Here is a 13,678-nt window from a genome sequence, read left to right as displayed (position 1 = left end):
TTTGTCCATGAATATGTAGCGAACCGTCAAGGTGTCACGGCCGGGAGGCGATGGCCAGCAGGGTGGCGGCCGGCCCGGTCAGCGACCTGCCCCTGCGCCACACCGCCCGCAGGTTGCGCACCAGGTTGAGCCCCGCCAGCGGCACCTCCACCAGCCGTCCCGTGGCCACCTCCGCCTCGACCGCGTGCCCGCTCAGCACCGCCGGCGCCGCACCCGCCTGGGCCGCGCCCTTCACCGCCGCGTTGGAGCCCAGCTCCAGGCGCGGGCTGGCCACGTGCTGCCCGGCGAAGGCCAGGTCCAGCGTCTCCCTGGTGCCCGAGCCTGGCTCGCGCACCACCAGCGGGGTGGCCGCCAGCTCCGCCACCCGCAGCACCGTACGGCGGCGCGCCCACGGGTGCCCTGGTGAGACCACCACGACCAGGCGGTCGGTGGCCACGACTCTGCTGGCCAGGCCGTCGGGCACCGTCGGGCCCTCCACGAACCCCAGCTCCACCTTCTCGGCGAGCACCCTGGCCGCCACGTCGGCCGAGTTCATCACGTCGAGCCCCACCTGGATGTCGGGCTCCCGGCTCTGCAGCTCGCCCAGCCAGCGCGGCACCAGGTACTCCGCCACCGTCATGCTGGCCGCGACGTGCAGCTGCGCGGCCTCGCCCTGCCGTACGGCCTCGACCGCGCGCATCAGCTCGTGCGCGGCGGCCAGCACCTGCGCCGCCCAGCCGGCGACCATCCGGCCCTCGGCGGTCAGCGCCGACCCGCGGGGCGTGCGTTCGAGCAACGGCACGCCGAGCCGGCGTTCGAGCCTGGCGATGCGCTTGCTGGCCGAGGGCTGCGCGATGCCCGCGGCCCTGGCCGCCTGGCCGAGGCTGCCGAGCTCACCCGCGTCGACCAAAAGCCGCAACGACTCCAGATCGGGCAATTCACTCATAGCCACAGGCTATGGGCTCCCAGTCAAGATCGGTCTACTGGCGGCCCCGACCTGCCCGAAGACTGGAGGCATGACCCTCACCGCCAACGCTCCCGCCACCTCCGCCGCCGTGCGCGGGCTGCTGCCAGGACTCGGCCTCACCGCCGGCGCGGTCGCCGTCGCCCTGGTGGTGAACAGCCTGGTGCCCGCGGTGAGCGCGGCCATCGTGGCCGTCGTGCTCGGCGCGGCGCTGGCCAACACCACGGGCGTCGGCGCCGTGTTCGCGCCGGGCGTCAGGTTCGTCTCGCGGACCGTCCTGCGCGCCGCGATCGTGGTGCTCGGCCTGCAGATCGCGGTGCCGGACGTGCTGGCACTCGGCTGGCAGCCGCTCGCCGTCGTCGCGCTGGCGACCGGCGTCACCTTCGCCGTCACCCCGCTGGCCGGCCGGTGGCTCGGGCTGTCACGGGGCACGTCACTGCTGGTCGCCACCGGCGTGTCCATCTGCGGCGCCGCCGCGGTGGCGGGCATGCACGAGGCCACGGGCGGCGAGCGCGGCGTCAGCGATGACGACGACGTGGCCGGCGCGCTCAGCGTGGTCGTCCTGTACGGCACGGCGCTCATCGCGCTGCTGCCGCTGCTGGCCTCGTGGCTCGGCCTGAACTCCCACCAACTCGGCGTGTGGGCGGGCGCGTCGGTGCACGAGGTCGCCCAGGTCGCCGCCATCGGCGCGGCCGGCGGCGCCGCCGTTCTCACCGTGGCGGTGACGGTGAAGCTGGCCAGGGTCGTGCTGCTCGCGCCGCTGGTGGCGCTGACCTCCCTGCGCCTGCGCCGCGAGGAGGCCGGCGCGCCCGGCACGCGGGCGGGCACGGGATCGGACCCGGAGGCGCCGCGCAGGGCCACGCCGCTGGTCCCGGCGTTCGTGCTCGGCTTCCTGGCCATGGTCGCGGTGCGCGCCACGGGTCTGGTGCCCGAGGCGGTCACCGGCGCGGCGCCCCGGCTCAGCGCCCTGCTCCTGGCCGCCGCGCTGTTCGGCCTGGGCACCGGCATCGACGTGCGCAGGCTGGTCAGGGGCGGCAGGGCGCTGCTGCTCGGCGGCATCGCCACCACCGTGATCGTCACGCTCTCGCTGGGCGGCGTGGCGCTGCTCATCTGACCAGGGGTAACCTGCTCTTTTTGGAACAATCCCCGGCTATTGGCCCGTTCCAGAAGACACCAGCACCAGCACGTCCAAGGAGCACGAACCACCCCATGCCCAGCACGACTGACCCCATCCTCCGCCCGTCCGCCGAGGTCGCCGAGGCGCTGGCCGCCGGAGCGCCCGTGGTGGCCCTGGAGTCCACGATCATCTCCCACGGCCTGCCCCAGCCGCGCAACCTCGAGGTCGCCAGGGAGCTGGAGGAGATCGTCCGCAAGGCGGGCGCCGTGCCCGCCACGATCGCGGTGCTGGACGGGGTGGCCAAGGTCGGCCTGGACGAGGACGAGCTGGTCCGCATCGCCACCGAGCCCGGCCTGCGCAAGCTCGGTCAGCGCGACCTGCCCGTCGCCGCCGCCCTCGGGGCCAGCGGCGCGACCACCGTGTCGGCGACCTCGTTCCTGGCCGCCAGGGCGGGCGTACGGATCTTCGCCACCGGCGGCCTCGGCGGCGTGCACCGCGGCTGGACGCAGGACCAGGACGAGTCGGCCGACCTCGACACGCTCGCCCGCACCCGCATCACCATCGTCTGCGCGGGCGTGAAGTCGATCCTCGACGTGCCGGCCACGCTGCAGCGCCTGGAGACGCGCGGCGTCACCATCGCGGGCCTGCGCACCGACACCTTCCCCGGCTTCTACCTGCACAGCTCGGGCGAGCCGGTCGACTGGCGGATCGAGTCGGCCGAGCAGGCCGCCGCCATCATGCGCGGCCAGGACGCTCTTGGCGGCCCCGAGACCGCGCTGATCATCGCCAACCCGGTGCCGGTGGCCGAGCAGCTCGACCCGGAGCTGCACGACCGCGTGCTGGCCGAGGCGCTGGCCGCCGCCGAGCGTGAGGGCGTGACCGGCCAGGCCATCACCCCGTTCCTGCTGTCGTACCTGGTGCGCGGCACCGGCGGCGCGTCCCTGGAGGCCAACCTCGCCGCCGTCCGCGGCAACGTCCGCGTCGCCGGCGACATCGCGGTCGCCTGGGCGCGGGGATGAGCGCGGGACTCCTGGTGATCGGCGACGTCGTCACCGACGTCGTCGCCATCCACAACGCCCCGGTCAGCACGGGCACCGACACCGCCGCCGACATCGTGCTGCGCCCCGGCGGCTCGGGCGCCAACACCGCCTCGTGGGCCGCCCACCTGGGGGCCGACTCGCGCCTGCTGACCAGGGTGGGCTTCGACACCGGCGAATGGCACACGGCCGAGCTGACCAAGGTGGGCGTGCGCCCGCACGTGCGCGTCGACCCCGACCACCCGACCGCCGTGGTGATCGCGATGGTCGACGTCACAGGCGAGCGCTCCATGCTCACCAACCGCGGCGCCGGCGGCCACATCTCCGTCGACGACTGGTCCCCCGACCTGCTGGACGGCGTGCGCCACCTGCACATCTCCGGCTACACGCTGTTCGCCGAGCCGGGACTCGAACTGGCCAGGCTCGCCATGACGTCAGCCGCGGCGCTGGGCCTGTCCATCAGCGTCGACCCCGCCTCGACCGGGTTCCTGCGCGAGTTCGGCGTCGAGCGCTTCCTCGCCGAGACCGCGCGGGCCGGGCTGGTCATCCCCAACAGGGACGAGGCGCTCCTGCTGACCGGCGCCGGCTCCCCCGAGCCCGCCGCCGAACAGCTCAGCGACCGCTACGGCACGGCGGTGGTCAAGCTCGGCGCGAGCGGCGCGATCCTCGCCAGGAACGGACGTGTGACCGCCACGACCGAGGGCAGGGAACGCGCCGTGGTCGACTCCACCGGAGCGGGAGACGCCTTCGCCGCGGGATTCCTCACGGCGAAGCTCGCCGGCGCCGGTGACCTGGCATCTCTCGAGGCGGGATGCGATGCCGGGGCCGACGCCGTGGCCATCGTGGGGGGTCGGCCCCGGTACGGTTTGGGTTCCAACCAGCTTTACCCTATTCACACCGATTGATAGCTTGCGGCGTAGGCTGCACCATTAGCCACACGCGTCACAACTCTCTGGGGAGGATGCGGTCCGCCGATGGACGTCGAGTCATCGATCTGCCTGAGCGACCTGGTCCCAGCGCTGCGCTGGAGCCGTCCTCAGCAGGTCGCCGAAGCCCTGGCCGACCCTCGCCTCCCCGCGGGCTGGTGGGGTTCGCTCTCGCTGTCACGGGCCCTCGGCACCACCGGCGTCGAGTGGATGTGCGAACGGCTGGCGCGCCTGGCCGCCTCCCGGTGGGACCATCTGCCACTGGCCGACGTGCTTCCCGCGCTGCACGTGCATCACGTGGACCCCTCCCTGCCCGGCTGGCCGGAGCCCGCCCGCACGGTCATCACCGACCTGGGCGGATGGCGCGTGCTGCGCCGGCTGAGCACGGGAGACCTGGGCTCGCCGCCCTCGTCCGCCTCGACCGAGGTCGTGGTGGAGTCGGTGTTCAGGGAAGTGCTCGGCAGGATCCCCGCGACTTCCGACGCCACGGCCGTACGGCCCGCGGGAGCGCTCCCGCAACGCCCCGGCGCCGAACCCGCCCAGGGCCTCTCGCAGCCGCCTGAAGGCGGCTTCTTCGCACGGCACCAGGCCGCCCCGCAGGACAGGGGCGCGAGCGCACCGCTGCCCCAGCGGCCTGGCGGCCAGAGCCAGGGGCATGGACCGGCTCAGGCTCAGGGGCAGGGGCAGGGGCTTCAGCACGGGGCCGGCGCGCAGGATCCCGCCGCCGCGGCGCAGCGTCCGGGTGGTTCCGGGCCGACGGCCGGCGGCGTGTCGACCGGCTCCTTCCCTGCCGTGCCCGGCCAGACCTCCACCGGCTCGTTCGCCGCCCAACCCGGCACGGGGCACCCTTCCACCGGCTCCTTCCCCGCCCAACCCGGCACGGGACACCCTTCCACCGGCTCCTTCCCCGCCCAACCCGTCGCGGGACCTCCGTCGAGCGGCTCCTTCCCCGCCCAACCCGGCACCGGACACCCTTCCACCGGCTCCTTCCCCGCCCAGCCTGTCGCCGGACCTCCGTCGAGCGGCTCCTTCCCCGCCCAACCCGGCACCGGACACCCTTCCACCGGCTCCTTCCCCGCCCAGCCTGTCGCCGGTGCCCCTGGCACGGCGGGCGCGCCAGGGGCGCCGGGTCAGCCCGGTGCGGCGGCCCCGAACGCTCCCGGTCAGCCTGGTGCTGCCCCGGGTCAACCCGGTGCTGTCCCAGGTCAGCCTGGCGCGGCGGCCCCGGCAGGCGGCGCACCGGGTTTCGCGGGCCAGCCGGGTGCTGTTCAGGGCCAGCCAGGAGCCGCGGCCGCGCAGGGCGCCGCCGGTCAACCGGGTGCTGCCCCGGGTCAGCCCGGCGCCGCGGCGGCTCCGGCGAACGGCGCGCCGGGTTTCGCCGGCCAGCCCGGCGCAGTCGCCGGCCAGCCGGGCGGAGTCGCGGACCGGCCCGGCGGAGTCCCGGGCCAGCCCGGCGCAGTCGCAGGCCAGCCCGGCGCTCCGGGGCAGGGCGCCGGCACTCCCTCCGCCGGCCAGCCCGGTGGCGCGCAGCCTGCCGCACCGAACCAGACCTCGCCGTTCGCCGCCCAGCCCCAGGGCTCGGCCTACCCCAAACCGCCGCTGGCCGCGCCGGCCGCGGGGAGCCCCGACGACGACTACCCGATGGTCCGCGTCGTCGACGGCCTGTTCCGCTCCTTCGACCGTCTGGAGCTGGCGGTCGCCGTCAACCGCTTGTTCGCCGCCGAGCCCGACACCCTGCGCTCCCTCGCCCACAAGCTGCTGGTCGACAGGGAAGTGCTGTCCCAGGCCCAGCGCACCGCTGAGGAACGCGTGCTGCACTGGCTGCGCTCCTCGGAGTCCGCGCCCGTCACGGGCCACATGTTCCGCCTCACCGAGTGGCTCGGCACCGCCGCCACCGAGGACCAGCTGATCGGCGCCGACCCCGCGCACCCCGTCATCGTGCCGACCCTGCGCAGCCCGCTGTGGCGGGTACTGGTCACGCTCATGCCGGACCGTCGCCTGCAGGACGGCTGGCTCGTCGTCGGCGACCTGGCCGGGTTGCAGGCGCGCACCAGGCGACTGCTGGCCGCCCATCCCGCCGACGCGGACGTGGAGGAACTGCTCGGCGAACTCGGCATCAGGCGGCACTCGGCCAAGGCATGGCTCGACGCGCTGCCCGCCGAAGCCCTCGTCGAGACGGCCGCGGCCGCGCCCGCCGTACAGCAGCCGCTGCCACGCCGTACGCCGGGGGCCAACGGCCACCACCACAGGGGCGGACAGCCCGTCCCGCCCGCGCCGCAGGGCCCGATCGATCCCAGCGCCGCGCTGGCGACCCTGTCGGCGCTCTCGGGCGGACGCTCGCCGCTGCTGGCCGGCGCCGGCACACCACCCCCGCTGCTGGCGGGCACGCCCTCCTCTCCCCCGCCTCCGCTGCCGAGCCCCGCCTCCGACCCGCGGCGCTGGCAGCGCATCGACGTCACCCCCGAGCACCTGCGCGGCGGCCCCGTGGCCGTGCCGGAGGGGTACGCGGCCCAGCTCGGCATGCGGCCCGGCACCCTGCTGTCGGTCACGGGCCCCGGCGACAACGCGATCGTGCTCGTCTGGCGCGACCAGCAGCCGGTGTTCGACTCGCTGCAGCCGGTCCTGATGCGCCTGAACGCGAGGCCGGGCGACCAGGTCTACGTCACCGTCGACGGCTACCGCCTCGAGGCCCAGCTGACGAGCTGACGCCCGCCTCCCGTGAGGGCCAGGTCCTGCCACGCCCCCGCAATGCCCCGCTCCCCTGCTCCCGGATCGAGTACGCCTCGGGATGCTTGTACGGAATGCCCTCACGCTCGATCCTGTCTTCGGCGGTGACAAGCGCTTACGTGTCCGTGGGATCACTTCGGGTATCCGCCCACACGTCTAAGGGCCTGTACGGACTTCGGATCTTCAGGCGGGTTGGAGGCTTCGGATCCACAAGATCGCTCCGCGTAGATGCATGCCTGCCAGATAGCTATCGGGAGTCTTGTCGAAGCGGAAGGCCAGCCCACGCCAGTCCTTGATCCGATTGATGCAGCGTTCCGCCGTGTTGCGCTGCTTGTACAGATCTGGATCATGGCCGACCGGCCGGCCGCCCCGAAAGCCGAGCTTCTTGCGGTTGGCCGCCTGGTCGGCCTTCTCCGGGATGACGGCCTTGATACCGCGTCGACGCAGATAGGCGCGGTTGCCGCGGGAGGAGTAGGCCTTGTCGGCGGCCACCGCGCCCGGGCGGATGCGCGGGCAGCCAACGGGCAGGCGGACCTTGATACGAGACAGCACGGCGCGAAACTGCGGGCTGTCTCCGGATTGGCCCGGGGTCAGCACGAACGACAGCGGACGGCATCGCCGGTCGGCCGACAGGTGAACCTTGCTGGTCAGCCCACCCCGGGAGCGGCCCAGCTCGGCCCTCTTCAGCCGGATCCTGCGCCACAAAACTCCGAATGATCACGTGGTGGCCTTCTCATGCCACTTCAACGCCCAAGATCGCTAAGTGTCACTGGAGACCCCGACACTCACTGCGGTCTTCGGCGGTCCGAACGGCTGACCAGCGTCGGAGGCTTACAGTGGGCAAGTGGCGTAGCTGGACGGCGGCACCGCCCGCTCTTGCCCTAGCGATCTTCATGTTGTCGGATGAGGCTCTCCTCCCGTGGTGAGCGGGGGCCAGTGAACTGCCGTTGCCGTCGACGCGTCTGCCTCTGCGGGGCCAGGTCCTGATTCGACGTTTCCGGACGTTCGATGCGGGTGGGGTTGCCGCGTACAAGTTCGTCGTGGATGCGCCAGCGGGCGGTGGTGACAGCGCGCTCTGTCGCCTCGTCGCCGTGCTCGATGCGCTGTCGCAGCAGCCGCATGGCGATGCGGCGGTTGAGGCTGAACTGCCGCTCGGTGTCGACCACGACGACGATCCCCGTGGGCCGGTGGGTCGCCCGTACCGCCGTGCTGGCCTTGTTTCGATGTTGTCCGCCGGGGCCGCCGGTGCGGCAGGCAACGACGTCGACGTCTGCTTCCGCGAACGTCGTGCGTGGGGTGTCGACCTGGCATGGTTGGGCGATGACGTACCAGTTCTTCCGGCCGGTGTTGGCCCGGTAGGGGCTGGGGGCCTGCCAGCACAGGGTTCCGGTCCACGAGGCGGCGAACGCCTCGGCGTCGTCTCCTGCGATTCGGATGAGGACCGATCGGTAGGTGCCGGGCCGGTCACCGGGAACAGTGTGGGCCCGATGCGTTTCCAGGTCCTGCCGGGTGGCGTCGCCTTCCAGGCGGTGCAGCAGTTGAGCCAGCGCCCAGGCGCACTCCTGCGGGCCACGCCCGGCCGACAGGAGCAGGTGGACGCTCACGGCCGGCCTCGCTTGCGGCGATGGTCCCTGTGGTCCCTCTGGGGCGCCGACCCGAGGTCGGGTGTCTTGTAGGTGACCAGAGGAATCGTGGTGGCCACAGGCGTGGCCAGCTCGTGGTCGACAAGGTCGGCGATCACTTGCTCGATGCGCTTGTAGGCCGTTGGCGCCTCCTCGAAGAGGAGCTGGCGGTCGCCGCATACCACCAGCGACCCCATCGGTGTGCGGCGCAGCTCTTCGATCGTGTGCTTGGCCCGCCCGCGGCGCAGGGCGTCCGCGCGCGACATCTTGCGGCCCGCGCCGTGCGCCACGGAGTGGCCGGCGTCCGGCCCGGCGTGGGCGGCCACGAGGTAGGACGGGGTGCCGCGCGTACCGGCGATGAGCACGTCGCGGCCGTCACCCGGCGCCGCTCCCTTGCGGTGCAGGTAGATCCCGTCGCGGAGCTCGACTAGGTTGTGGCACTGGTCGAGGATCGGCTCGGTTGGCTCTGTCCCCAGCGCATGGGCGACCCGGGCGGCCAGTAGCCGCCGGTTGAGCGACCCCCATCGTACGGCCTCGTCATGCATCGCCAGGTAGGCGCCGGGATCAGGGGCGGGACCCGCGCCGTGGACCGCAGTGTGCTCCCGCAGGATCCGTTCGCCGAGCCCCCGGGAACCGCTGTGGACGATGAGAACCAGGTCACCGGCGGCGAGGCCGAGACGGCTCGCGTGGCCCGGCTCGAAGACGGCCCCGATCCGCGCCAGCTCGACGAAGTGGTTGCCCCGGCCGACCGTTCCAAGCCCCTCGACGTAACCAGCGGGTATGCCACCCTTCACGACGGCCCAGGCGGGATCGTCGGCATCTCCTTCAGGGTGCAGCGCGTGATCGAGATCGGGGAACCGGGCGGCGAGCTTCTCGGGTACGGCGCGCTTGAGCTTGACGGGGAACACGGCGATGCCGCAACCGATGTCGGAGCCCACCAGGAACGGGTACAAGATGGCCGACGCCATGGCGGCGCCGATGGGGGCACCCTTGCCGGGGTGCAGGTCCGGCATGGCGGCGACGTGCATCATGCCGTCGAGGGCAGCCACCTGATGGCATTGCGCGACGGCATCGGACTCGATCCAGCTTGTGGAGGAGGCGAACACCGTGACGGTGGCCGACCCCGTGGCCGGAGTGGACGGCGACAGGAACTCCTGCCGGGAGTGTTGTTGAGACAAAGACGCTCTCTTCGCTGAACAGGGTATGGGCATGCGGCATCACGGCACGAGTCGGCGCCGTGGCATCTCGAGGTAGCGGGGTGCTGTCCGTCAGAGCCTCATGGACACCACATTCTCTGAGCCCTGCCATGCCAGGCAAGCGATTTTCGGCCGTACAGGCCTGCATAGATAGCCGCGCGGCTATCGGCACGCCTGCATGAGTACGCGGCCCTGGGGCCTCCTTGCGGAGTACCGACATTGGATGTCATGGCTTCCTCCATGGCGCGGCGCCCAGTCAACGGGTTGCTTGGACCAGGTTTCGGGTTCGGCGACCCAGCCGGCGGTCATGATGAGGTGGCTTCGGCGGTCAGCCGCGAAGATCCGAAGGGATGGCTGAAGAGGAGGTCGATGTGCCTGACACAGTAGGGCGGTGGGGCCATTCCGCCTGCGACGGACGTGACTCTCCCCATGCCGGAGGCGCGACGCAGGCACGAAGGCGCCGCCGCGGATATGGGCCAGGTACGGGCGCCTCCTCTGGCACGACACCCGAGGAGCGAGAGAACCTCCGCGCCCGAAGAGCAGAGCCAGAAGCCCATGGCGTCACCCACCTCCGCGAACACCGAACAAGGACGCCCTTCGACACGGTTCGGAGACCGATGGAACCGTCCCCGCTCCCGCGGCAGGACACTGACCGGGAAACGACGACGCCTGGCAGGGAGCGGTCAGGAGGCGAGGGCGTCGAACAGGTGGAGGCGGTGCGCGGTGGCCGCCGCCTCCCCGCGGGACGAGGCGCCCAGCTTCGCCAGGATGTTGGAGACGTGGACGCTGACCGTCTTCACCGAGATGAACAGCTCGCCGGCGATCTCCTTGTTGCTCTGCCCGTCCGTGACCAGCTTCAGCACCTCGAACTCCCTGGCGGTCAGCCCCAGTCGGTTGTCCTCGACCGGCTCCTCCCCCGTCAGCGAGACGCGGGCGCGTCTGGCCAGCGAGTCGATCTCGGCCACCAGCGGTGCGGCGAGCAGGCGTTCGGCCAGCGGCCGGGCCGCCGACAACCGCTCGGCCGCCGCCTCCCTCGCGCCCGCGAGGCCTCCCGCATGACCACCCACGTGGCCGCCCGCCGGACCGCCGGCGTGGCCACCCGAAAGATCGCCCGGGCGATCACCTGGGAGACTGCTCGCCGGACCGCCGGCGTGGCCGTCCGAGAGACCTGCCGCCTGGCCGCCCGGCGGACCGCCGGCGTGGCTGCCTGAGAGACCACCCGCGTGGCCGCCTGACAGACCGCTTGAGTGGCCACCCACGAATCCGCCCGCACGGGTGCCCGTGGCACCCGCCGGGTTGGTGGCGGGGTCGGCGACGGCGGCGCGCGCCGCGCCGAGCAGCGCCATGGCCTGCCGGTACGGCTGGCCCAGCGCCCCCCACACCTGCGCCGCTGCGTCCCACACCGTCAGCTCACGCGTCAGCCACGCCTCGAAGGTCAGCCGCCAGGCCCGCTGGAGGTCGCCCTTCGCGTCGACCTCGGCCGCGATCTCCAGCAACGACGCCAGCAACTCGTCGGCGGACGGCACAGGACCCTCGGCAACCTCACCGCCATACCGCCGCCCCCCAGAGCCGGTCGCCCCGGCACCGCCGACCCCCGCCCCGAACTCAGGAGCACGCCCGGCGCCGCCATACCGCGCCCCCGCCTGCGGTGTCTCGCCGGCCCTGGCACCGCCGATGCGCGCGCCGGACTCAGGCGCGCCACTGGCCCCGGCACCATAGCGCGCCGCCGACTCAGGGGCACCGGTCGAGCCGGTGTGGCCGGACAGGCCGTGGGGCGGTGGGGTGGTGAGGGCCTGGATGGCGGTGAGCATGAACGGCCACGCGTAGCGGGGGTTGCCCGGCAGGTCCTGGGTGCGCAGCGCCCGTGCGATCACCTCGAGGGCGGCCTCCTGGCGCCCCTCGGCCAGCTGGATCGCCAGTTCCCTGCCGAGGTTGGGCAGCACGGTCTGGTCGCGGTAGAAGCCCACCGACAGCAGCCCGGCGGCCTCCTCGAACAGGGCCCGCGCCCGTGCGGTGTCGCCGCGGGCGAGCGTGATGTCGAGGGTGAATCCCAGCAGGCTGGCCCGGTACGGCGGCGGCGGCGCCAGGTCGAGTGCGTGCTCGATGACCTCCAGCGCTTCGTCCCAGCGGCCTAGGGAGACCAGCGGCTCGGCCAGGTTGATCGCCAGGAACGCGCCCGAGGTGCGGGCCAGGCCGTAGTCCTCGGCGCCGGCGATGCCCCGCCTGGCCACCACGGTGGCCGCCTCGTGCCGGCCCCAGCCCTCCAGCGTGTCGGACTCCGAGATGGCGGCCCTCATCAGCGCGTTGTAGGCGCCGGCCGTGCCGGCCACCCGCCTGGCCTCGGTGTAGCCGTCGAGCTGCTGGTCGGCCTCGGCGTTGTGGCTGTCGGCCCAGGTCAGCGTGATGAGCGCGTGGGCCTCGGTGGTGGCGTCGCCGATCTGGCGGGCGATGCGCAGCGCCTCCTCCGCGTGGGCGACCTTCTCGGCCCACAGGTCGGGCGTGTTGAGCATGCGGGCCAGCGCTTCGAGGGTCTTGGCGCGCAACGCCGTCGGCGGCGAGGCGGGCACCAGGCGTGCCGCCTCGCGCAGGTCGTCGACGTATCCGCGGCGGCCGAGGTCGTAGCGGGCCAGGCCGCGGTGGCGCAGCAGCCTGGCGGTGGTGATCGGGTCGGTCTCGGCGTCGACGAGACGCAGGGCCGCCCGCGACAGCGAGATGGCCCGTTCGAACTCGCCGGCCAGGTGGGAGACCATGATCTTGGCGCGTAGCACGTCGATGTAGGAGGTCTGGATGAGCTCGGCGGCGTCGGGCACCTGCTCCCACAGGTCGATGACCCTGCTGAGCATCCTGAGCTGTTCGTCGTAGGCGGTGGCCTTCCGCGCCGCGGCCGCCGCCCGCCATGCGCTGAGCAGCGCGGGCCTGACCTCGTGGGCGGCGTGCCAGTGGTGCGCCAGCTCGATCGCCGCCCTGGTGGCGGGCAGCAGCGCCGGGTGGTCCTCCAGGGTCCTGGCGTAGCGGGTGTGCAGGCGGGTGCGCTCGCCCGGCAGCAGGTCGTCGTGGACGGCTTCGCGGATCAGCGCGTGCCTGAAGGCGTAGCCCTCGCCGTCGACGACCAGCACGTTTCCGGCGACGGCCGGGCGAAGCGCCCTGGACAGCGCCCCGTCGTCGAGCCCCGCGACCGCGGTCAGCAGCGCGTGGTCGATCCGCGCGCCGCCCGCGCTGGCCACCCGCAGCAGCTCCTGGGTGTCGTCGGGCAGCCGTTCGACGCTGGCCAGCAGCAGGTCGCGCAGCGAGTCGGGGACGCTGTCGTGGCCGTCGCCCGCCAGCAGCGCCTCGACGAACAGCGGGTTGCCCTCGCTGCGGGAGTAGACGTCGTCGATGTCGAGCCGGCCGGGCAGCCCGCCGAGGATGCCGACGGCCTGCTCGATCACCTCGCGGCGGCTCAGCCTGCGCAGTTCGAGGCGGCCGACCCACTCGACCCTGCCCAGCTCGGCCAGCAGCGGCCGCAGCGGGTGGGTGCGGTGCAGGTCGTCGGCCCGGTAGGTGACGACGATCAGCAGGGGCAGATCGGAGCGCTGGTAGCGGACGAGGAAGGACAGCAGGTCGCGGGTGGAGCGGTCGGCCCAGTGGGTGTCCTCCACGATGAGCACGGTGGGCTCCCGCTCGGCCAGCCCTTCGAGCAGCCCGAGGACCTGCTCGAAGAGCCTGGCGCGCGCCTCGGGCCCGTCGCCCTCCGGCTCGCCGAACTCGGGCAGCAGCCTGCCGAGGCCCCGGGTGGAGCCGCCGGGCACCATGGCGGCGATCGCGTCGCGGCCGAGGTCGCGCACCAGCTTGCGCAGCACGGCGGTGAAGGGGGCGAACGGCAGGCCGTCGGTGCCGAGCTCGAGGCAGCCGCCGACCAGCACCCGCGCCTCGGTGACGCGTTCGGTGAACTCCCTGATCAGCCTGGTCTTGCCGACGCCGGCCTCGCCACCGATCAGGACGGTCGACGACATGCCGGCGCGGGCCCGGCCCAGCGCCGCCTGCAGCGCGGCCAGCTCGTCGGCGCGGCCGACGAACAGGGGGCTCACCGTGTTGATGCTCACGCCCAACAGGATGCCATCAGCCGCAGAC

General features: G+C 73.1%; 8 protein-coding genes and 1 pseudogene. 4 read left to right on the top strand and 5 right to left on the bottom strand.

Annotated features, from left to right (window positions below; translation table 11 throughout):
• Positions 1–34 precede the first annotated feature (34 nt).
• Entirely contained in the window at positions 35–925 is an 891-nt protein-coding gene (locus ACWDLG_RS32330) for a LysR family transcriptional regulator (RefSeq protein WP_354907324.1), read from the bottom strand.
• Positions 926–995: 70 nt separating this feature from the next.
• Here ACWDLG_RS32330 and ACWDLG_RS32325 point away from each other — a divergent pair, with 70 nt between their 5' ends.
• From ACWDLG_RS32325 to ACWDLG_RS32310, 4 genes are all read left to right on the top strand, one after another.
• Positions 996–2,057, top strand: a complete 1,062-nt coding sequence (locus ACWDLG_RS32325) for a YeiH family protein (RefSeq protein WP_449927356.1) — start codon at positions 996–998, stop codon at positions 2,055–2,057.
• A gap of 95 nt (positions 2,058–2,152) precedes the next feature.
• Positions 2,153–3,079: a pseudouridine-5'-phosphate glycosidase gene (locus tag ACWDLG_RS32320; RefSeq protein ID WP_449927353.1), complete on the top strand. Its 927-nt coding sequence runs from the start codon at positions 2,153–2,155 to the stop codon at positions 3,077–3,079.
• Positions 3,076–4,002 carry a carbohydrate kinase family protein gene (locus ACWDLG_RS32315; RefSeq protein ID WP_449927350.1) on the top strand — a complete coding sequence of 309 codons (927 nt, stop codon included), beginning with the start codon at positions 3,076–3,078 and terminating at the stop codon, positions 4,000–4,002. The genes ACWDLG_RS32320 and ACWDLG_RS32315 overlap by 4 nt, the downstream gene beginning before the upstream one ends.
• Before the next feature lie 69 nt (positions 4,003–4,071).
• Entirely contained in the window at positions 4,072–6,729 is a 2,658-nt protein-coding gene (locus ACWDLG_RS32310) for a hypothetical protein (RefSeq protein WP_449927347.1), read from the top strand.
• 204 nt (positions 6,730–6,933) lie between these two features.
• On the opposite strand, the pseudogene ACWDLG_RS32305 reads toward ACWDLG_RS32310, so the two are convergent.
• The 4 genes and pseudogenes from ACWDLG_RS32305 to ACWDLG_RS32290 all read right to left on the bottom strand — a co-directional run.
• Positions 6,934–7,449 (bottom strand): annotated as a pseudogene (locus tag ACWDLG_RS32305) (IS5 family transposase); the annotation flags it as partial.
• 182 nt (positions 7,450–7,631) lie between these two features.
• Positions 7,632–8,354, bottom strand: a complete 723-nt coding sequence (gene prfH / locus ACWDLG_RS32300) for a peptide chain release factor H (protein WP_449927344.1) — start codon at positions 8,352–8,354, stop codon at positions 7,632–7,634.
• Positions 8,351–9,550 (bottom strand): RNA ligase RtcB family protein, encoded by a 1,200-nt coding sequence (locus tag ACWDLG_RS32295; protein WP_449927341.1) that lies wholly within the window; start codon positions 9,548–9,550, stop codon positions 8,351–8,353. Before ACWDLG_RS32295 ends, prfH begins: the two co-directional genes overlap by 4 nt.
• A 701-nt stretch (positions 9,551–10,251) precedes the next feature.
• A complete protein-coding gene (locus ACWDLG_RS32290; protein ID WP_449927338.1) occupies positions 10,252–13,650 on the bottom strand; it encodes a helix-turn-helix transcriptional regulator in 3,399 nt (1,132 codons plus the stop codon).
• Positions 13,651–13,678 lie beyond the last annotated feature (28 nt).

The organism is Nonomuraea sp. NPDC003727 (assembly GCF_053586935.1).
This window is presented reverse-complemented; position numbering and strand designations above follow the sequence as displayed.